Annotated in this window: 22 protein-coding genes and 1 tRNA gene; 15 read left to right on the top strand and 8 right to left on the bottom strand. The window is 40.4% G+C overall.

Annotated elements, in window-relative coordinates; genetic code table 11:
- The first annotated feature begins 51 nt into the window (after nt 1-51).
- Nucleotides 52-1,548, top strand: a complete 1,497-nt coding sequence (locus C727_RS0111010) for a tryptophan halogenase family protein (protein ID WP_017445699.1) — start codon at nt 52-54, stop codon at nt 1,546-1,548.
- 57 nt (nt 1,549-1,605) lie between these two features.
- Here the strand turns inward: C727_RS0111010 and C727_RS0111005 are convergent, their stop codons facing one another.
- Together C727_RS0111005 and C727_RS0111000 are read right to left on the bottom strand one after the other, a co-directional pair.
- Nucleotides 1,606-2,043 (bottom strand): thermonuclease family protein, encoded by a 438-nt coding sequence (locus C727_RS0111005; protein WP_017445698.1) that lies wholly within the window; start codon nt 2,041-2,043, stop codon nt 1,606-1,608.
- Nucleotides 2,044-2,184: 141 nt separating this feature from the next.
- Entirely contained in the window at nt 2,185-3,039 is an 855-nt protein-coding gene (locus C727_RS0111000) for an AraC family transcriptional regulator (protein WP_017445697.1), read from the bottom strand.
- Nucleotides 3,040-3,154: 115 nt separating this feature from the next.
- Here C727_RS0111000 and C727_RS0110995 point away from each other — a divergent pair, with 115 nt between their 5' ends.
- The 9 genes from C727_RS0110995 to C727_RS0110955 all read left to right on the top strand — a co-directional run bounded on the left by C727_RS0110995 (nt 3,155) and on the right by C727_RS0110955 (nt 11,049).
- Complete coding sequence (locus C727_RS0110995; protein ID WP_017445696.1) at nt 3,155-3,415, top strand: glutaredoxin; 261 nt, start codon at nt 3,155-3,157, stop codon at nt 3,413-3,415.
- Between the two features lie 41 nt (nt 3,416-3,456).
- Nucleotides 3,457-3,972, top strand: coding sequence for a YkgB family protein (locus C727_RS0110990; RefSeq protein WP_017445695.1), 516 nt, complete (start codon nt 3,457-3,459; stop codon nt 3,970-3,972).
- Between the two features lie 171 nt (nt 3,973-4,143).
- A complete protein-coding gene (locus tag C727_RS0110985; protein ID WP_017445694.1) occupies nt 4,144-4,644 on the top strand; it encodes a hypothetical protein in 501 nt (166 codons plus the stop codon).
- Between the two features lie 619 nt (nt 4,645-5,263).
- Nucleotides 5,264-6,613 carry a hypothetical protein gene (locus C727_RS0110980; protein WP_017445693.1) on the top strand — a complete coding sequence of 450 codons (1,350 nt, stop codon included), beginning with the start codon at nt 5,264-5,266 and terminating at the stop codon, nt 6,611-6,613.
- Nucleotides 6,614-6,683: 70 nt separating this feature from the next.
- On the top strand, nt 6,684-7,025 hold the full coding sequence (locus tag C727_RS0110975) for an EF-Tu C-terminal domain-related protein (protein WP_017445692.1): 342 nt from the start codon (nt 6,684-6,686) through the stop codon (nt 7,023-7,025).
- 28 nt (nt 7,026-7,053) lie between these two features.
- Nucleotides 7,054-7,776: an endonuclease NucS domain-containing protein gene (locus C727_RS0110970; RefSeq protein WP_017445691.1), complete on the top strand. Its 723-nt coding sequence runs from the start codon at nt 7,054-7,056 to the stop codon at nt 7,774-7,776.
- A 133-nt stretch (nt 7,777-7,909) separates the two neighbouring features.
- Nucleotides 7,910-8,317: a hypothetical protein gene (locus C727_RS0110965; protein ID WP_155949220.1), complete on the top strand. Its 408-nt coding sequence runs from the start codon at nt 7,910-7,912 to the stop codon at nt 8,315-8,317.
- Between the two features lie 489 nt (nt 8,318-8,806).
- The gene (locus tag C727_RS0110960) at nt 8,807-9,847 is read left to right on the top strand and encodes a nucleoid-associated protein (protein ID WP_017445689.1); all 1,041 of its coding nucleotides are present in this window, start codon (nt 8,807-8,809) and stop codon (nt 9,845-9,847) included.
- A complete protein-coding gene (locus C727_RS0110955; RefSeq protein WP_017445688.1) occupies nt 9,847-11,049 on the top strand; it encodes a hypothetical protein in 1,203 nt (400 codons plus the stop codon). Before C727_RS0110960 ends, C727_RS0110955 begins: the two co-directional genes overlap by 1 nt.
- Nucleotides 11,050-11,275: 226 nt before the next feature.
- Here the strand turns inward: C727_RS0110955 and C727_RS19365 are convergent, their stop codons facing one another.
- Nucleotides 11,276-11,452, bottom strand: a complete 177-nt coding sequence (locus C727_RS19365; RefSeq protein WP_017445687.1) for a site-specific integrase — start codon at nt 11,450-11,452, stop codon at nt 11,276-11,278.
- 159 nt (nt 11,453-11,611) lie between these two features.
- Between C727_RS19365 and C727_RS0110945 the strand changes: the two genes are divergently transcribed.
- From C727_RS0110945 to C727_RS0110935, 3 genes are all read left to right on the top strand, one after another.
- Nucleotides 11,612-11,953, top strand: a complete 342-nt coding sequence (locus C727_RS0110945) for a hypothetical protein (protein ID WP_017445686.1) — start codon at nt 11,612-11,614, stop codon at nt 11,951-11,953.
- A 108-nt stretch (nt 11,954-12,061) separates the two neighbouring features.
- On the top strand, nt 12,062-12,727 hold the full coding sequence (locus tag C727_RS0110940) for a hypothetical protein (RefSeq protein ID WP_017445685.1): 666 nt from the start codon (nt 12,062-12,064) through the stop codon (nt 12,725-12,727).
- A gap of 262 nt (nt 12,728-12,989) precedes the next feature.
- Complete coding sequence (locus tag C727_RS0110935) at nt 12,990-13,868, top strand: hypothetical protein (protein ID WP_017445684.1); 879 nt, start codon at nt 12,990-12,992, stop codon at nt 13,866-13,868.
- 416 nt (nt 13,869-14,284) lie between these two features.
- Here C727_RS0110935 and C727_RS0110930 read toward each other — a convergent pair.
- The 3 genes from C727_RS0110930 to C727_RS0110920 all read right to left on the bottom strand — a co-directional run bounded on the left by C727_RS0110930 (nt 14,285) and on the right by C727_RS0110920 (nt 16,283).
- Nucleotides 14,285-14,361: transfer RNA gene (locus tag C727_RS0110930), tRNA-Pro, on the bottom strand.
- 63 nt (nt 14,362-14,424) lie between these two features.
- Nucleotides 14,425-15,975 (bottom strand): DUF3413 domain-containing protein, encoded by a 1,551-nt coding sequence (locus C727_RS0110925; RefSeq protein ID WP_017445683.1) that lies wholly within the window; start codon nt 15,973-15,975, stop codon nt 14,425-14,427.
- 5 nt (nt 15,976-15,980) lie between these two features.
- Complete coding sequence (locus tag C727_RS0110920; protein WP_017445682.1) at nt 15,981-16,283, bottom strand: hypothetical protein; 303 nt, start codon at nt 16,281-16,283, stop codon at nt 15,981-15,983.
- A gap of 53 nt (nt 16,284-16,336) precedes the next feature.
- Between C727_RS0110920 and C727_RS0110915 the strand changes: the two genes are divergently transcribed.
- Both C727_RS0110915 and rnd read left to right on the top strand, forming a co-directional pair.
- The gene (locus C727_RS0110915) at nt 16,337-17,335 is read left to right on the top strand and encodes a nucleoid-associated protein (protein ID WP_017445681.1); all 999 of its coding nucleotides are present in this window, start codon (nt 16,337-16,339) and stop codon (nt 17,333-17,335) included.
- Nucleotides 17,336-17,343: 8 nt separating this feature from the next.
- Nucleotides 17,344-18,474 carry a ribonuclease D gene (gene rnd / locus C727_RS0110910; RefSeq protein ID WP_017445680.1) on the top strand — a complete coding sequence of 377 codons (1,131 nt, stop codon included), beginning with the start codon at nt 17,344-17,346 and terminating at the stop codon, nt 18,472-18,474.
- Between the two features lie 38 nt (nt 18,475-18,512).
- Here rnd and fabA read toward each other — a convergent pair whose 3' ends face one another.
- Together fabA and C727_RS19080 are read right to left on the bottom strand one after the other, a co-directional pair.
- Complete coding sequence (fabA, locus tag C727_RS0110905; protein ID WP_017445679.1) at nt 18,513-19,025, bottom strand: 3-hydroxyacyl-[acyl-carrier-protein] dehydratase FabA; 513 nt, start codon at nt 19,023-19,025, stop codon at nt 18,513-18,515.
- A gap of 85 nt (nt 19,026-19,110) precedes the next feature.
- The gene (locus C727_RS19080; protein WP_017445678.1) at nt 19,111-20,712 is read right to left on the bottom strand and encodes a S16 family serine protease; all 1,602 of its coding nucleotides are present in this window, start codon (nt 20,710-20,712) and stop codon (nt 19,111-19,113) included.
- Nucleotides 20,713-20,831: the final 119 nt, after the last annotated feature.

Below are 20,831 nucleotides of genomic sequence, written 5' to 3'. Positions count from 1 at the left end.
AAGTGGTTCACTTAGCCTTTTTTATATCTGCAATTTATTGGGGGAATAATTTTGCCAGAAAATGCAATTGACTCTATTGTTATTTTAGGCGGTGGTACAGCCGGTTGGATGACAGCCGCGGCATTGAGTAACGCCCTGCATAAAAACTGTCAAATTATCTTAGTTGAATCCGAACAAATTGGTACTGTCGGCGTTGGCGAAGCCACTATCCCGCCAATTAGAGTTTTTAATCAAGCGCTTGGTATTAAAGAAAATGAATTTATTAAAGCCACACAAGGCACCTTTAAGTTAGGGATAGAATTTGTAAACTGGGGCAAACAGGGACATAGTTATTTTCATCCTTTTGGAAGTTATGGCAAACAGTTTGATGTGGTTTCTTTTCACCACCATTGGATTAAAGCCCACCATGAAGGGAAAGCACAACCCCTTGATGAATACTCTATGGCTTGGCATGCGGCAAAAGAGAATAAGTTTGCACCTATGCATAAAGACCCGCGCAATGTATTGTCTACCTATGAATATGCCTACCATTTTGATGCCGGTTTATATGCTAAATTTTTACGCCAATATAGCGAGCAAAAAAATGTAAAACGGATTGAAGGTAAAGTCGCTAAAGTCGAACTCGCCCACGACACTGGTTTTGTGCGATCGTTAGTACTTGAAAACGGTCAAAGTGTAAAAGCCGATTTATTTATCGATTGCTCGGGATTTAAAGGCGTACTGATCGAAGGAGCGTTAAAAACTGGGTACCAAGACTGGTCGCATTGGCTACCTTGTGATTCTGCGTTAGCAGTAGCCACCCAAAGGAGTGATTTTAAACCTTATACCCGCTCAATTGCGCATCAAGCTGGTTGGCAGTGGCAAATTCCGCTGCAGCACCGTACCGGTAATGGTCACGTTTATTGTAGTGCGTTTAGCGATAGACAGCATGCCGAAGACATCTTAATGCAAAACTTGCCTGGCGACGCGAAAGCAGATCCAAGAGCATTGACCTTTAAAACAGGACGGCGAAATTTATTTTGGCATAAGAACGTGGTTGCAATAGGGCTTGCCAGTGGCTTTTTAGAACCATTAGAATCAACCAGTATTCATTTAATTCAAGCCGGCATTGCTAAACTATTAGCTTTATTCCCAGGCAAATCTATGCAAGCGCGTTTGCGTGATGAATACAACCGTATTGCAATTAGTGAGATGGAGGCCGTGCGCGATTTTATAATCTTGCACTATCGGCTAACCCAAAGAAACGACAGTGAACTTTGGCGGCACTGCCGACACATGGCTATCCCGGATGCCTTGCAAGATAAAATCGACTACTTTAAATATAACGGTTATTTAAAACGTAACGGCATGGATTTATTTAGCAACGCTAGTTGGCTTGCGGTGCAAATTGGTCAATTAAATATTCCTCAACAGGCTGATTTTTTACTAGCTCACAGAACCACGGATGGGCTCGATTGGTTGAATAAACTTAATCAGGCAATGAAAGCTGGGGCACAACAACTGCCAAGCCACAAAGACTATATTAATCAATTTTGTAAGGCCAAATAATGCTTAATAACCGCCTATATATGAAGAGCACTTTGGCTATCCTGCATTTGATCTAGGCTAGCGACCACACCAACCCAGACGTTTTGATTTACCATCGTATCGGCGTGCTAACTGTTTGTTAATCAATAGCTCGCCTAAACTAGCGCCATCTACATAAGTATCGGCAACAATTCTAAAATACTTGCCGCGCTGGATGTTTTTAAGCTCAACACGTTTGGCGTTTCTTAATTTTTCAACGGTAAACATTTTTGCTTCGCGCGCGAGTTTTTTTTCAGCTTCGCACTTACCTCGGATTTCAGGTGTATCAACACCATTTAACCGAATGGGCACACGTTTGCCTATTACGTCTGGCCATCCGTCTATATCAACTCGGAAAGTATCGCCATCGTAAATACTCACCACTTGTTTAACGGTCACATGACCAAAATTTTCAGCTTGCACCGAAAAACTTAAAACACTGGCTAATGCTAACCCGATCAACTGTTTAAACTGCATAAATTATAAATAGTGTGTTGTTAGTGAGTAGTATTTTATCTTAGGGGAAATGTTAAATAAAGCAGACTTTAACTGAAAACATAACCTTGATCTGCTGTGCTGAGCATGGGATCACAAAAGCAAAAGTGAGCAAAGTTTTGTTCAATTAAGTTTGCGATATTGTTTTGGCGTCATGCCCACGTATTTATCAAAAGTGCGGTTAAACGCACGTTCTGATTCGTAACCAACCAAAAGCGCAATATCTTCAATACTTTGTGTGCTGGTTGTAATTAAACGTTTGGCTTTTTCAACTCGCAGCTTAGTTAAATAAACAAATACGGTTTGATTTATTTGGCCGGTAAAGCGCTTAGCAAACAAGGCTCGAGAAAGGCCCACTCTTTTAGCCAAATCGGCAATCGTCCACGGAAAATGAGGCGATTGATGCATTAACTCAAGTGCTTTTTTTATTGGCTTGTCGTTTAACGCGTTGATAAAACCCTGATGCTGTTGCTGTGCAAAATTAATCCGGATGAGTTCAATCATAATTACTTCGGTGAGCTTATTAACAATAATCTGAGCACCCGGATCTTGCGCCATATATTCAGAGCTAATTTGATCAAAGGTGCTTTTTAACCAATTATGCCGAACCAATTCATCTTTACGCACTATTGTCACTTGGTTTAACAAGCTGGCAAGCGGGGATAGGTTATTCGTATCAAACTCACAATCACCGCATAACAATAAATCGGCGTTATCGTTTTTGTCTACATCAATTAATTCTGTGTTTTTGCTAATTAATTCGTGCTCAACGCCAGGCCCAACAAAGACCAAGTCTCCAGCTTGTAAATACGCCTCAGTATCGGTCGTTTTAAAAACACAACGTCCTTGACGTAACAGGTGAAAGCTTGCTTTATCTTTATTGGCAAAAACCTTGTGCCAAGGTGGTTCAACCTGGCTGCAAAAATACACACTGCCAGAAACCTGTAGAGATTTTAGCAAGTCGCTCAAAATATCCATAAATATATTCTCAAGCACTGGTAGACGATCGGTGTATTAATCATAGACTATCCTGCATTGTTTGTCTTTTTAAATGCGCCATAATAAACCCATCAAACAACGCGAGGAGAGACAAATGAAACTTAATATCGAAATTTATAGCAAAGGTTATTGCCCATTTTGCAAACGAACCAAAGCCACTTTAAAAACGCTTGGTTTGCCATTTAAGGAATTTGATATCACCTCTGATGCCGAAAAAGCAAAAGAGATGAGAAGCCGAAGTGGTCGCCGTACTGTACCTCAGGTATTTATTAACGGTAAGCACATTGGTGGCAGCGATGAGTTTCACCACGCATTAGATAACGGCTTATTAAAAGAGTTAAGCCCAGCTTTATAGATTAAACCACAAACACGAACAAATTGATTAAGGAGTCGGTCATGACTACAGCAACAGTAAACAATACTCAAACTTTAAACACCAGCAAGCCTCAAATCAATACCTTGGATCTAGGTAATACGATAACTAGAGTAGGTGAATACGGCATCCGTTTTTCTATCGCTTTAGTTTTATTTTGGATAGGTGCGATGAAGTTTACCGCTTACGAGGCTGGTGCCATTGAAGGCTTAGTTGCATCAAGCCCACTAACAAGTTGGTTATATAGTGTGTTTAGCCTGCAGGGGGCTGCAAACTTTATCGGCACAGTAGAAATAATCACTGCGCTGGCAATACTCTTGGCACCCTTGCATCGAACCATTGCAATTGTGGGCAGCGTAGCGGCCATTGCGACCTTTTTGGTGACCTCTAGTTACTTATTAACTGCGCCAGTATGGGAAGCAAGCCTAGGTGGATTCCCTGCGTTAAATGTTGTGCCCGGCCAGTTTTTATTAAAAGATTTAGTGTTATTAGCCGCTGCCGTGTTTTTATTAGGCAAAGCACTGGCTCAGTACAAATAAGACCTTATAGAATATACCACCCAACGTTCGGTCGAGCGTTGGGTGGTTTTTGATCAAATCAGACCAGTCTGCTTAAATTTGCGCAAAAATCCATCACAAGGTATATTTTTGATGTTTAAAAAATGAGTCAAAATTAATCTTGAACGATAACTTACTGCGAGGAATAAGGAAATGGCAGATAATTCTATCGAGGTGTTAGGGCAAAAATTTTGTTATCCGACCACATGGCAAGGGACGCTTTCAGTTTTTATTGTTTGTGTATGCATTGGGTTTTTAGGTTACGTGTTGGATGCCGATAAAATAAACTCTTATTCTTCTCTTTTTAACGGTAAAACTGAAGAAGCATACAACGAATCGATAGAAACGATAGCAAAACTTAATCAGCAGATTGAAGAGATGCAAGGCACTATCAATAACCTGACCAAAAAATCGAATTTAGCAACAGAAGAAAAAGTTGAAATTTATACCAATTTAGAAAATAAACGTAAAACGAGAGAAGATGCGTTACTTAACCTAAAACAGGTGCAAGCAGATCGCATTCAAGAACTAAACAAAATTGAAAGTGCAATACCGCCCCAACAGCAAAGCATGTTTTACTTGCAACAACAAAAAATTGATAAACAACTCGGCAATATCCAACAGCAGCAACAACAGCAAATACAGCAGCGCTAACGGCTTTTTGGTTTACGTTTTTGCGTAATCGGAACTTTATTAAATGTGGGCTACCAACGCACAACCATTATTTGTCCATAAAATGTGTACATAAATCAGACTGAGAATGGCTAAGACATTTTTAACTTTATGATAAGAAAGCAGAAGATTGGTCGGATTGAGAGAATTTGAACCTCCGACCCTGACACCCCATAAAACCCCATCGAAACCACTGTATATTAAGTTAAATCATGTACTTAAACACTCTAAATATCACCAAACCACACGCTCATAGCACCAAAATTTAAAATGCATTTAATTCAAAATAGATCAATAGCTTACCTAGATGAGAACTACTGTATTTTGGAACACTTATTTATCTTTATTTTAATTGTGATGAAAATGAATATACGAGGTAATCCAATTTAAATTCGAGTGCACATATAGTCAAGAAATCGACCCAATGGGGCCTTTTTAGTCAGTTCATTAAGAGAATATCAATTTGCTATTCATTTGACATAGAAAGATAAAGGATTATTTGTTATTAATGTAGGTAATATTAATACGACCCAATGTTCGGTAGAAATAAAACCCATTGGGTTGGTATAAAGTTGTTATGCAGGTCTAGTAAGGAGGCTTAGTGGATCTTAACGAAAAAAAATTAGAGTTATTATTAGACAATCAGTTTGAGGTTGATTGCATCCAAATTGATCTGAAACAGCAGAAAGATGATGATCCAATTATTTATTCCGGGTCTGGATCTATAACCCAGAAGTCTGACGGAAACCTACATTTAAAGCTATACCATGCCTTTAAGGACGTTACTAAAGAATTGATGCCGAAGCTTGGCAATACAAAGCCAGGCAAGATTATTGGAAAAGAAGAGTTTTTCAGTATGGAGGCTGTCGATATGTCCGGTAATGTATGGACTGCAAAGGACATCTCTGTACCCACTGGTTTCTCTCTCCCTGCCTCTGGAAAGGTTGTCGAAAGTACAATTCGAAACTTAATTTGCGAGAAAGATAGGGAAGGCGTTGTAAATAAATGCTCAAGTTTTTTATTTTTAGTTATTCCCGGAAAGCATCAAATACCATGTAATGAGTGGGAAGAAGGTAAGGGAGGAGGTAAATCTCTAAATACCTGCAAGATAAAGATTTCGGGTATCGAAATCGTAATCAAAGATAGAAAAAACTGCTTAACAGTTAGAGCAGAAGATCCCTCTGGAGGCATAAACGCAAGCTTCAAAGAGCGGTTTATTGAGGCTATAAGTATAGTATTTGGCAAATTGTGTCCTGTTTTATATTCTTCATATTCAGAGAATGATACGCGAACAACAATAATTAAAAGTATCCCTAGCGCCACGCCAAATCAAAGAATTGCTACGCCAATAAAGCACAATGCTCCTTGGGAGGTGTCAAACTTTCAGCATTTCATTGAAAAATACCTCAACAGCTTCAAAGTTGAGCACGATGTTTTCTTCGGCTATTGGCATAAGATAAATCGATCATGGCAGGGTGGAATTGAGAGTGCGGCACTTACCATAAGTACGGCCATCGAAGGAATAACAAAGAATTACTATTCGGAGTATGGCTTACCGGACGATGAGATAGTGCAGCAAGCAGAAGAGGCCAAACCGCTAGTTAAGAATCTGACGATTGGTGAAAGAATAAAAAAAAGAATTCAGTCAAGTATTGGTCAAGTTAAATCATCTAGCCCAAAAAATGCATTATATAGGCTTGCCGGAGAAGGGGCGGTTGATAAAGGTCTGGTGGATGCCTGGGTTTCTCTCAGAAATAAATCTGCGCATGCAGACAATCTAGATGAAGATGTCGAAGAGCTGCAAAGTTATATTGATGATGTCTATAAATGTCAAAACCTCTTTAACGTCTTACTGCTTTTGAAAATTGGCTTCGATGGACAGTATCAAGACTTGTCTAAAGATGGCTGGACGGATAATAGTCTCGCACTAGATGCCGAGAAAGAAGAGTAAGAAAATGCATAACAAAGCGTTGCACCGGACAAGCAAGTGAACGCGGCGTTAGGCATCAAAAACAATAGAAATGAAGAATTTCAAAGAGTTAGCCAACTACGACCTCCTTGCGAAGGTGGTGATGATAAAGACTGAGTATATGGGGCGTCAGGGTGCGGTTTATGATGATTATCGAGGTCAGTTTTTCTGGCACATCAATGATGTAAATTGTACAGATTGGGATGCGAGGTACTTTTTTGAAAATGGCGAGCTAGCACCAGGTGAAGAATCTATGTGCAAAATACTGCTATCTAATAATCTCAAAAATGCTTCAAAGGGGAAGTTTCCAGCCGATAGTCAGTTCTGTATTAGAGAAGGCTCACGAGTCGTTGCAGTCGGTAGAGTTATCGAAAGCAAAGTGAAAAATGCCTAAAAAATTGTTAGCTGCCTTGTGAGGAATTATGCAGACTGTAAACTATAAGAATTGGCTGGCAGCCCAGAATTATCAGGGCGGCACCATCACGGCCCAGATGCATAGAGCTGGCAGGGTCGAGGATTACTATGGCGATCTAGATGCGCTTTATGCTGAGGAACGATTGGAATCGTTAATCCAAGAACTGACCTATACCACCCAAGACCGACGAAATAATAGACCCAATGAATCGAAAATTCCGTTTGAAGGAAATGCCTATAACAATTTAGCGTCCTACCGAGATGCCATCCGGCGTTATCGCCGTTTTCTGGAAGATGATATAGAACGCATCGAGCCCGAAGATGTGCCGGTGATAGAAATGCCCGAACCGGATGTTCAGTCCCAAACTATCGGTCTAGAAAAGGACATGCAGGCTGCTATCCGTCAAAACATCGGCCAGATCGAAACGGGGCTCCGCGTAACCGACAACGGTCGGGAACGTTCCGTTGAAACTGGGTTCATCGACATTACCGCTGAAGATTTAAATTCGGTCCCTGTAGTTATAGAGTTAAAGACAGGGGTGGCTGGGCAGCGGGCTATAGCTCAAATACTGAGCTACATCGGGAGTGTGATGGAAGAGGAAGGAAACGATCAGGTTCGCGGCATCTTGATTGCGCCGGAGTTTGATCGAAAGGCTCGTGCAGCCGCAAAAGTCGTTCCTAATTTGACGTTGATGCGCTATCAGTTCTCTTTTCAATTTGTTCCAGAATAATGGGTGTCAGCTTGGTGTAGGCGGAAGCTAACAAAGCATATCAATTCGTGCCTTGCGTTGCCGGACATTCACTTCGTTCGCGCTGTTGTTTGCGACGCTATGTTAATTCAATGAGTCCAGAGGCGTATTTAAATTGAAGATAAATCATAAAGTAGTCTATACATCGATTTTGTTGTTGATATCAGGATGCGCTTCAAAGCCAACAGTGGAGGATTCAGAGAGATTTTCACGAGAAATGATCGAGTGTGCACATAGAAATTTGATGTTTGGTGTGAGCTTTGGTGTTAATCAAATAACCAAACATGCAGTTAACAACTCGAATTCGTTCTTAAAAATGGCTACAAGAGTAACAAGTGAATCATTTGTATCAAAAGAAAGTCCTATTATAAAACAGAGTGTTGAAGAAGATTTTCTTGAGTGGGTGCAAATTACGTATGGTAGCGAAATATCCCTTGAAACTGCTTGGAATAGGTATGAAAGTAGCTGCTTATCTAAAGTTAAACCGTGGATGGATGTACTTATCCCAAAAAAGAAAAATTAACATAACAAGCCTTGCAGTGTGGGACTTTTTACAGTTGGCTTATCTCACTCCGTTCGTTATCTTAGCCAACTATAAAAAGCCCTGAATGGGGCGTTATTTGATTTAGGAAGGTTCATGTTTATTGACTATGGCGAAAAATTACTGGACTGATCGAGAAAGATACTTTGGATGGTCTTACGTCTGCATTGAAGGAAGAATTTCTTCAAACAGTTCGTATCAAATCCTCGGCTGATGTGTAGTAGGATTAGGTGTAGTAGCTGATATCTGACCTTACAGTTTCGATAAATAGGTTGGATTCCATGTTACAGACAGCTAAGAGCGAGAAGCGGTCTTTGATAAAACTTCTCACCTGCCCCATGTTGCTTATTAGGGCTCGCTTTATATAGGCAAAACAATTTAAAATTTGAACGATTTAGATTCATATAAAGCAAGGATTAGCTTTTTTCTTCTCTTTTGAAAGCTCCTTGTCCAAAAATAAACAGGAGATGTATGGCAATTAAACACGTAATTATTCATGTTGTAAAACGTGACAATGATGGTGAAGGACTTTCAAAGCAACTCAGGAATAATGAGAATAGCACGGAAGGAATGACTGCGCAGCTAACGGATGGATTGTTGGAACTTTTCTCAAATGCTCATCTCAATATCGGCGAATTTGGTGTAGATGGTGATAACGAAGTTGAACCTGCTTTTGAGCAGAAACTAAATAAATACTACGACGATGAATGTAAATGTTCTGACTTTGTTGCTTTGACAAAAGAACTGGCGAACAAATATGAAAGTGTAATCGTAGGTGATCAACTGCATACTGTTAAAGGCGGTTATCTGGTGTTCTATCATTACGAAAGAAACGATGATGATTGGTTAGCCGTAGCTATTTTGAATAAGACCGAGGGTATCGATGTAGCAGCTGATTTGGAAGTGGTAGCCAGTGAAATTTTAGATTTGAAAAAGCTTCATTTAGGAGCTGCTATCAACCTTACTCAATGGAAAAGTGAATTAAGCACAAGATATGTTCGTTTTCGAACAGGCTTAGCAGCCGAGGTAAGAGATTATTTTGAAAAATTTATCGGGTGCCAAAGAGACAAGCTGGCAGCAACGGTTGAAACTAAGAAATTAAAAAGTGCTATACAAGATTACGCAAAAAACGCTTGTGGCATGGACGACGATGTTGTTTCACAAAAAGTCGCACAAGCACATGATTACATTAAAGAGCAACAAAAACTTGGGAATCAAGTGCAATTGAGCCACGTATCAAATCATGTTTTCCCAGATCGTGCAGATGAGTTCACTAGACAGGCGAGAGAAATACATGATTTGCCTGAAGAGCTTGCTATTGACGGAAAGGTACTAAAAAGCTACAAAAAACTTTCTGGTAGAGGAAAGGGTATTGCGATTAGCTTTGATAGAGACATGCTGAACACCACTGTAAAATATGATGATGGAGAGCTTACCTTTTCAGAAATACCTGACTCTTTGCGTGCAGCGATTGAAGAAGAGCTAAAAGACGACCTTGGTAAAGATAACTAATGAGCACCGAAATTCTCGACGCATACGCCTTGGTTCTCGCTGCACTTGAAAAAAAAGAACTTCAAGATGGCGAATTTAAGGGATGGCTTCGTCTTACACCACAGCTAAAAGATAAGTTGGAGTTACTTGCTGGTGAGGAATTAACTACAGGTTCGTACGACCTTATTAGAGATGGGAAACCCCTTTCTAGCGCAAACCTCAGTCAGCTTAAGCAAGCACACTTTCAAAATAACATACGATTTCACGTCGAGCTGACCGCACAAAAAATTAAGTCAGATTATGCAATTTGTTCTGAATGGAATGAGCTTTTGGCTAATGAGCTTCGCGTGAAGTCACCGGTCAAATATATCTTTTTTACTAATACAATGACGTTATTGACACCAGATTGTAAAGACGAAAAGTATGTTAACTATCTGAATGTTCACAAGGCTTATGAGTTTGTAAAAGAGTTAGCTGAATCTACGGAGGGTGGAGACAGTACCATTTTCTATGAGCGTCCTTTAAGGTTCGAGTTTATTTTGAATGAGTCCGATTTAGATTGCTCGATTGACTTAGATGCTCTTCAGAAGTTGCTAAGTAAAGATTTACACAAAGAAGCAATCACTTGCTTAATGTGCAGGGAATTAGTCTCGTTTCTCAAAGATAATGCGTCGAAGCAACGGTTTAGCTATTTGATACAACATATGGACTCTCTAGTGTCGAATGTGTTGTTGAGCTACCAAAGCTATGTTGAAAATTACACCTTTGATAAAGTGCGTAAGGAATATTTGGAAAAGCGGACTGAGTATGTAAGCAAAATTCATGGAGTCTTCGACAATATAGCGACTAAGCTTTTGTCCCTACCGGCGGGTATTTGGTTTGCAACTACTCAAATAAAGGAAGTTGAGATAGGTGGCTTAGAAACGATGGCATTCGTAAAAAATGTGTCGGTCGTTTCTACAGTGGTAGTATTAGCGGTTTTACTGATTGTTAATTTGATCGGTCAATTCTCAACGATAAGCATTATGAGTAAAGAATATCGCGGTGTATTCGATTCATTAGCTAAAACATACGAAGATGAGGCTTCGGAGATAGGAAAAGCCGAAGACGATATTAAAAGTGCTCAGGCAAAAGTTGAATTTAAACTTTACGTGGCAATAGGAGCAACACTTTTTCTTGTTGGTTTAACAATTTGGATGTTCTGTGAAGCTTATAATTGGTAACAAGTCCCCCTTCTTAACTAACATTTTCTCAATGTACTGGTACTTTCATAGTGTCTAGTGATGTGTGTTTTTTAATCAATGGAGTCAGAGTTTTTGATTTTTACAATACTATTTACCGGCTGTTTCTGACACATTCTCGACTGTAAGATTTGATCAAACCCCACCCAGTTTTCGAATTTGATCGATCAGGTTAAGACTTATTCAGATTAGGCTTCATTTCAAACCATCAACCCACTTCCCCAGCTGGAACCTCAACCCAATCAACATGGCCACGCTGATAGATCCGTGTTGATTTGCTATCCGTGTGAGCTGCTCGAGCTTGTGGATCATAACCGGCTTCCGAATACAAGTGGATAGATAACGCTCTAATTTCGTGAAAAGTAGGGCGGGCCGCAGGTGGCAAACTCGATTTTACGAGAATATCAATTTGCTATTCATTTGTTATAGAAAGATAAAGGATTATTTGTTATTAATGTAGGTAAGATTGATGCGACCCAATGTTCGGTAGAAATAAGACCCATTGGGTTGGTATAAAGTTGTTACATTTTACAAGGAGTATGCAGTGTCTTTTTACAAAAATAGAAAACTTAAGAAAGTAGCAAAAGAAAATGGCATTAACTTTGATGGCCCAATGGGTCTATCAATAAATAATAAGCTTGTGAGTGAGTTCGGCTATTTACTTAGGTATTACACAGATGGTGAGCTTGAATCTTTTACAGATCGCGGCCAAATACACAGAGTAAAAGATCAAGTTCTTGCCGCTGTTGACCAAGACTTGTCCAACTCTAAAACACGAGAGGAAGAGGCTCTAGGCATATCTAGGGCTACTGCTGAGGCTAACCTTCGGAATCTAAAGGCAATAGTTACAGCTCTATCAAATTACCATGAGGCTGAAGTAGCTTAAAAATGTAACAAGTCAAAGCACGCGGACTTGGTAAAGCTGTCACCTTTTTTGTTCCAAAAAAGCCGCCAACTTCACCAAGCCGGTGTTTGAGGCGTTATAAATCAAGGAATGAAATTGCGGAAATTTAAGATCACGCTGATCGTATTTACTTTTTTGTACGTGCTGGTACTTGCGACATATTTTACGATTATGTATTTAGAAGGAAAAGTTGGTGTCAGTGTAAATAGCCAGGACTGGGGCGGTTTAGGGTCGTATATTGGTGGTATTTTCACCCCTATAGCAGCACTTTTGTCGGGGTACTTTGTCTATGTCAGTTTTGCAGCGAATGCTCATCAACAAAAATTACAACTCATAAGGGAAACCCTAGCGCGGTTGGATAGCCAGCTTGAAAAGCAGTTTGAAGCACCTTTCAAGAATGGAAGGCTAGGTGAACAATACCATGGCGTTCCATTCAGAGATGTGCTTTATGCAATTTCTAACAATGAAATTAAGGCGGATAATGATACAAAAGTTGGTATTTTGGCATTGTTGCACAATGTAGCGATTTTAACTAACTCCATCAGGTATTACACAGGGCTCTTGGCTGACCTTCCATCAGATAGAAGAGACACTGAGTGGCTAGGAGATTTAGAGCGAGGATACTGGATTCAAAAATACTCACCAATCAGCACTAGGATGGTAAAAATTGTTGGTGAGGAAGCCTTTAAGTCCAAGACCACCAAAGAAGAACTTAAAAGTTTTAATTTTGTATTTGGTTGTGAATATGATTTATAACAAACGCATCAAAGGCGACGCTTGTAGTGGTACAGCTCGTATCTCGCGCGCTTTATGCGGACGTTGAGATTGTAGAATTACTCATATTTGGCTTTTGTGGTAAATAATTAACGTTTTATACCGCGAAAATGTTGTGTCTACGGGAAATCTAGTTAACTTTTCATCTCAAGGTTAGCTACATTTTACGTAGGGGCGCATAGTTTAATTTTATTTTTACAGACTGGATTAATTCTACAGTCTCGTTATGTTTCAGGAGAGCTAAGTGCCTAAGTCGGCAGGTCATGATGGTTTTTTGTTGGCGTTTGCCCCTGAGCAGTGGGATGCCGTAAAAAAATTTGGCACATTTAAATATGAAGCTCTTGAAGGAAACAGATATTTTAATAGGGGAATACAGGCTACATCTGATCATCTTGATAAATTCAGGGTTTTGGCTGAGCTGGGAAATGACTTGATACCAGGCTTCGATGATGATGCAGTTGAACTTGATAAGAATGGTTATAGTCCTGCAAAGTATTCTCGGAAATTTGCAGCAATAGCGGAGTGTAGTGTTAATGAGCTATATGCTGCTTTAGACGGAATTCGTGATGTTATCTACTCGGTGTATTCAAAGATCCAAGGCGTTCAGAAAAAGTCCACGAGTAAATTATTCTCCAAGGCGAAAAACAATGAATATGGCGCCGGATTTCCAGATGCTATCATCGACCTATTATCGCTCGCTCATGATGATTGGTTTTTAGAGCTGAGAAAGTACAGAACAGAATTCACACATGGCAGCTTAGGGTCATGCAGTAAAGACCGTTATACCGGAAAAATATCATATATGCACACAGGGTTAGGAGATCAAACTAAAGCTTTGATAATTGATGATTTCATTGAGTATATAAACAAAGTTTATAAAGAAGTCCTGTTACTTCAAGAGAGTATTTTTGAATTTCTGTATAGCGAATTACCTTTGAAGCCCACAAAGGTTTTATGTGGTTTCTATACAGGTTTGGCGTATATGCGGAGAATTGAGCCAGAAAAAATATTAACAATAAATAGCGGAATATGTGATTCTTCGCACTATGAAACAAAGTGCCCATTAAGTGAAAAGTGTGGCGCATATTCCAGAGTAAAAAACATAACAAAGCCATCAGTTTGACCGCCTTACGCTGCGCTTCAGGCGGCAAATTATGGCGGCGTTCCGAACGTCTGCTTTCATAAAATGCGAAGTGCTGGTTTAGTAATTTGAACGGCCCTTGTTGGCACATTCGCGACTGTATGATTTGATCAAACCCCAATTTTCTAATTTGACAGATCAGGTTAAGACTTATTGTGACCTTACTTATTGTGACCTTACTTATTCAGATTAGGCTTCAGTTCACACATGACCAAATAGTAGCTGAGTGTTTACGCGAAATTGAGAACAAAGAGTGACTTTAAGAATTGTTTATCCAGTGGTTGTTTAAGACTAAAAACAATGAAAGTAAACCACTGTATAATGGAACGGATATGGAACGGGCTTTTAAGTGACAATGCGCCTGTTACTAAAAATCCCTTTAATAACAGCAAATTAATTGGTCGGATTGAGAGGATTTGAACCTCCGACCCCTGACACCCCATGACAGTGCGCTACCAGGCTGCGCTACAATCCGACCGTGGAGCGCAATATTAATGAAAAACGCTCCAATTTCAACCGTTAATTTAATAAAAGTTAATTATTCTCGACTGTTTGCTTGTTTGTTAACCAACTGTCGCTTTAAATAGTTGAGCGCACGCACTAAAATTGCATTTGGCGGTGTTTCGGCGGTTTCTTCGCTTTGCATTTTTACACTACTTACCTGCGCATTGCTGGCAATTTGAGTCAGTGTCTGCTGGTACAACACATAAATATTATGTTCGTTTGCTGTCACCAACCAAGCGGGATCTTTTGGTACCGAAAATAAGTTTTGACCAAACTTAATATAATCCTGCTGAAACGAGCAAGATAACCAGCCTTCAATTAACGTCGGCATGATATCTAAATTTGACGCCGTCGGTGGCAGTTGAACCAATTCACCACGCACAAATATTTGGCCGTACTGGCTGGCTGATTGCGGTAGCAGCACAATAATTTGTTTGCCGGTACTCCGCAGACTAGGAGCTATTTGAGCTGTGTTATTAACTTCAAGCAACGACACTTGCAAACGTGCGCCGCTAATTTTATCTACCGATCTAAACTCAGGTAAACTATTTAAAAGCTCAATCGGTAACGAGTCTAAATTTGCGCTGGTATTTGTACTTAACAAAGCTGCATCTAATAAGTTATCACCGCCTCGGTTTAGGTCTTTGCGATATATTGCCGGTAAACCCGTTAATATCTCAAATAAATTATCTTGTAAGTTGTTCGGTGCAAAATACTGAGTACTGGCAAGTGCCGGATCGCTAATTTTAATAAATTGGCTCATTCTATCGACCGATAGTTCGCGGCTGTTGATTACGAGCAATTCAACTGAGCTGTCTGGTGCAAAGCAACTAAATCTTTGTTGGTTTTGACTTAATGCAAACGAATTGACATCAAAACTAAACTGTTTTTTCTGTTGGTATTCGTCTATGTCTAACAGGCCAGATTTACTCAAAATGGTTTTTGCGGTTAGTGGCTGCGATAGCGGTAACATATTATCTTGCTGAGTGATCGGCTGGTAAAAATTTAAATCTGCCCAAATGTGAACCAAATGTGCAGATAAAAAACACACAAGCGCAACCGGTAGGGCTCTAATATTAATATAAAAGCGCCTAAACTTATCTAAATTTCGCCAGACTGCGTTGGCTAATACCAATTGCACCGCTAACATAGCCACATAAAACAAAATGAGTGCAACAATAAACCCAGCGGGCAAAGAGTCTGTTAATAACTGGATGTCGCTGGCAATATAATCAAACGAAGACAAGTTTATGTGATAGGCATAAACCGAATACACTAACGCATCAATTAATAACAGAGTTAAACCAGTAGCCGCCACAAACGCTCCCCAAAAACGGGCGATGCTGGGTTTATTTAATAAAGTAACTGGAAAAAGCAATAACAGATTAACAACAAAAAAGATAAAACCAGCATGACCTATAGTATAGGCCAACATATACACTAAACCCGGGAGCGAGTCAGGTAATGGCTGGGCCCACCAGTAAATGCTCATTAATAATAAACCGGGTAGGGTATTGCTGGCGGTAAACCAGTGACCCCACGAGTTTAATTTAGATTTTTGTTGGCTGGCCGGGTTTAATAACATGTACTTTAAGACCCTTTAATCGATTGTTTAAGTGCCTGACTGAAATTTTCGGCAATCTTGCCCTGTACATCTTTTGCGTAATTATATTTAATGACATCTTCAACCGCCAAACCGAGTGCTGTTAAAGTTTGATTTTTTGGTAATTGTTGGGCTTGCAGCGCAATTTTAATGGCTGCAACTGCGTTTTCTAACGCAGCCTGGTCTGTGGTTTTTTTATCATTCATGTAAAAGTTATTCTCTTGCGCTCGAATAATTGGGCTAATGCAGGGTAGAATACCTTGCGCTTTGATCGCAGCAAATTGTACCATTTGCCAGCAAAGGGTGATTTTATCATTTCAGTTAAGAATATCGACAGGAAATTATGACAGTTTCAAGTGCAACGCTTTATTTTAACCGCTTTTGTCTGGCCGAAGACAAAGTAACACTAGAATTAGAAAGTGCCAGCCAGGTGGTTGACGACAATGCCATTTTTTTAGCAGAGCAATTACATAATGCGTTTGTAAAAAAAGGCCAAAAAGAATATTGCCAGTTTACCGGTAGCTCGCCTATTTCGGCCGCGATTAATGAATCTCAACCAATCGACAAACTTACCGAAACTATACAGAGCCGATTGTTAGCTGAGCTCGACGCACTAAACCTGCCGCCCGAAACTATTTTGGTGGTTTGCAAATACCATCATTTAGCCAACGAATATTTATTAACCGCGCTACTTGGGGTAAAAGAAAGCGTGCAATTAGCCGATTCTGTGCAACCCATGCGCTCGCAATATTTAGACATTGCCAACCTGTCTCTGGCGATTCAGTTGGATTTAACCGAATTAGCAGTTAACCCTGACGCAAAACATGCGATAGCGTATATAAAGTCAAGAATTGGTCGAAAAGTCAGCGACTTTATGGTGGAAGCTTTTGCGGTTGAGAGCAAAATTAACAGCAAAGAAGCCACGATTAAATTGGTAGAGTCGGTTGAAAGTTTTATCGACAGTAGCAGCGAAGATAACCAAAAACAGCAAGCTGTGCGCGAGGTTTCTGTATCTGCGCTTAAAGAAGCGGCTCAGTCGGGTGAGTTTATGAATGTAAAATCACTGGCCGGTGAAATCGAGGAAAAAACGGGCCTTTCAGGATTTTACGAGCATGCGAGCAAACAAGAAGACTTTGTTGAAGAGTGCCCTGTGTACGCCACCGCTACGCGAAAAATGGAAAAATTTATTGGACAAGGGGGCGGGGTTAGCATTTCTTTTAATAAAGAATTGCTCGGTGATAGCATCGAATTTGACGCTCAAAATAAAAGTTTAACCCTTCATAAATTACCCCCCAATTTGTTAGATGCGCTGCAAAAAGCGTTAAAGTCTAAGCAAGAGTAAGGAAGACAGTGGAGTATATTCAAAACAACGCCAGTTTAGCCCGTTGCTGCGCGCAAATAAAAAATGAAACCCTTATTGCGCTAGATACCGAGTTTGTTCGTGAACGCACCTATTACCCAGCGCTAGGATTAATTCAGTTACAGGCGGGTGGACAAACGTTTTTAATCGATCCATTGTCCATTACCGACTGGCAACCGTTTAAAGAAATTTTATTAAATCCGGCACAGGTTAAAGTTTTACATGCGTGCGGCGAAGACATCGAAGTGCTGAGTTACTTTTTTAAATTAACGCCCGTTAACTTGTACGATACTCAAGTTGCTGAAGCCTTTTTAGGTGGGCGCGCCAGCATGGGGCTGGCAGCTATTTTAGAACAATATAAAAACATCAGCCTTAAAAAAGAGCACGCGCGAACCAACTGGTTAAAACGACCTCTGAGTCAAGCACAGTTAGAATATGCGGCAAATGATGTAATTTATCTGCTGGATATTTATCAGCAGCAACAAGATAAGCTCGCCGAACTTAATTTAGTTGATTGGTGCGAGCAAGATATTCAGGCATTAATTAAAAAGCGTAGCTTTCAAATAGAGCCGTCGCTCGCGTGGCGTGAAATTAAAAGTGCATGGCAGTTAAGCCCGCGTGCGTTGGCAGTATTAAAGGAACTGACCACTTGGCGATTAAGATACGCTAGAAATAAAAACTTGGCGGTTAACTTTGTTATTCACGAGCGCGAAATAGTGCTTTTAGCTGAGCGGCGTCCGACCAGTATTAAAAGCATGCGCAATATTCCAGGTATGCATCCGGCGGTGATTAAACGCCACGGCGATACCCTGGTTCGCTTAATTGAAGCCGGTAAACAAGTACCTGCAGAGGGTTGCCCAAGCAAAATCACTCGAGTTGCCGAGTTGCGGGGTTATAAAGATGTGTTTACTAAAATCAAATCAACAATAGAAAGCATCGCTGAAGAAAACAAGCTAAATACGGATCTGGTTGCCAGTAAACGAATGATCAATGAATTTATCGGCTATCAATTTACCGTAAATGAATGGAGCCGGGAAACGCAACCAGAGCTATTAAACGGTTGGCGAGGAAGATTATTGGCTGAGCCGCTTTTACAATGCGTGCAAGCCCATAACAATTGAGTTTAAGCGGATACCCACAACGGGTATCCGTGCTTTTATTAAAAGTTAGAAGTGTCTTGGAACAGACCAACTTTTAAGTCTTTAGCTTCGTAAATAACTTTACCGTCTACAGCGACAGTGCCATCACCAATGCCCATATATAATTTACGTTTGATTACGCGCTTCATATCAATTCGGTAAGTCACTTTTTTAGCTGTCGGCAAGATTTGGCCAGTAAACTTAACTTCACCAACGCCTAATGCACGACCGCGGCCTGGACCGCCACACCAACCAAGGAAAAAGCCAACTAACTGCCACATGGCATCTAAACCCAAACATCCAGGCATCACAGGATCACCCGGGAAATGGCAGTCAAAAAACCATAAATCTGGCGTGATGTCTAATTCGGCCTGAATATAACCTTTATTATGCGCACCTCCATCTTCAAAAATGTCGGTGATGCGATCCATCATTAACATGTTAGGCGCGGGCAACTGACTATTACCTGGACCAAATAATTCGCCTCGGCTACAAGCCAGCAGTTCTTCTTTAGTAAAGCTATTCTGATTCATTAAATTGAGTTCTGGTTAGTTGATCAAATAAAACGGCGCACACTTTAGCGAACACTTGTTAGCTAAACAAGTCTTTGCTGCAAATTTACCCGTTTTTGTAAAAAAAACCTTTAAATTTTTGCCAAAAATGACGTCTGTGTCTATCGTTTCCAGCATATTTATCTAATTCATCTTGCACTATATCATACAAACCTTGCTGATCGGCTTGTGTCGGTTTTAAGCCGGTTAATAACTCACATGCTTGGTCAACATGGTCCACCGTATGTATGATTAACGAACCTTGTTCTACTGCAGTGACAATTTCGGAGCATAAATTTAAATTTTTACGATTGGCTGCCGGAATAATCACAGCATGTGTTTCAAATGGTTCTTTAAGTTTAGCTAAGGTATAAAAACCTTCAATTTTTAAATCAACACCACCAACCGCTAATACATTCCCCAACTGGTCAATCGCGCCCGTAACCGCAATATTTTGTTTAATAGGGACTTTGGTAATGGCTGACAGTAGCGCAAACAATTCAGCTAAGGATGCGCTATCACCATCCACTTCGTGATACGATTGCTCAAATACCAGATTGCACGAAATGGCTAATGGGTCATGTTTGGCAAATACTCGGCTTACAAACGACGCCAAAATCATCATGGCTTTTGCATGAATATTACCGCCTAAATCTGCTTTTCGTTCTACATCGCTAATATCTCCTTCGCCGGCAAAGATATTTGCTGTGATACGAGAGGGCTCACCGTATTCTGCGAGCGCTGTTTCTACCACAGTTAAACCATTAATCTGGCCTACTTTTTCACCGCTGAAATCAACCTTAACTGAACCATTGCGAATTTGCTCAAAACTAAATAAACGGCTTGCTGAATGGGTGCCCTGAATCGCAAGCACAGCTAACTCAACATCGGTTTGGCTAAAGTGCTCGGGCAGCCGGCTAAAAAGGCGATTTAACAGCTCAGTATTTAACGCAAACCAATGCTGATCTTCTATGTTACGTGCCAGCGCCCAAATTAAGCTATTTAACTGATCGGCACTAAGTTCTGCGCGATAGTAGGTTTCGGCAAAAGATTTGAAGCTAGTTAAGGTGCTTTGATTTATTTCGGCGACATAGTCTGCTTCATATAACTCCTCGCCGGTCAGTTCGCGCAGCGTTGGCAATAAATTGTTTAGCTCAGCTAACGTTGGGTAATTCCCATAAATAATAATATTCTTTTGTAGCCGAATAGATGCGGATGGAAAATGTTTAAGCTGCTCGTGGCTAACGTCTGTTAATAATCGATGGGCGTGGAACTGACGATCTTGTAATACTTCACCCACCATAGTTAACAGCTCATAGTTTTGCAGCAATAGCTCAGCTGGGATGGCCGCATGTGACTGGCTGCCAGAAAATAATAAGCCAGCGACAAATTTCATTTTGCCAGACGGCAAGCGATGAAAATATCCGAGTACTTCACGCGAAGAAATTTTATCAATAAGAAGTATGTCTGAATTTAACCAGCGCAAAAAATTAACCGGATTATGCTCCGCGCATAATAAAAAGCTCTGGTTTTGAGTTTGCTCAAGACGTTGGTTAAATGCAGACAAAAGTGGCAACAAAGGCACTGAGTGGTCGCCATTAGGCGTTTGCGAAATAGTATTCAGTTTAGCCAGCACATTTAATTGCGAGGCGGGGACTTGCTGCGACATTAAATTAACCTTGCACAAAAAAGCGGCTGGCAAGTATAACTCACTGCTTTGTTAAGGTTAATCTTTAATTTGTTTAAACAAAAATTCATCTTTTGATGTCGACAGCCAGAAGCGAACTC

Source organism: Gayadomonas joobiniege G7 (assembly GCF_000300815.1).
GTDB lineage: Bacteria > Pseudomonadota > Gammaproteobacteria > Enterobacterales > Alteromonadaceae > Catenovulum > Catenovulum joobiniege.
The sequence above is the reverse complement of the archived record's forward strand: the minus strand, read 5'-3'. Positions and strand labels throughout refer to the sequence as shown.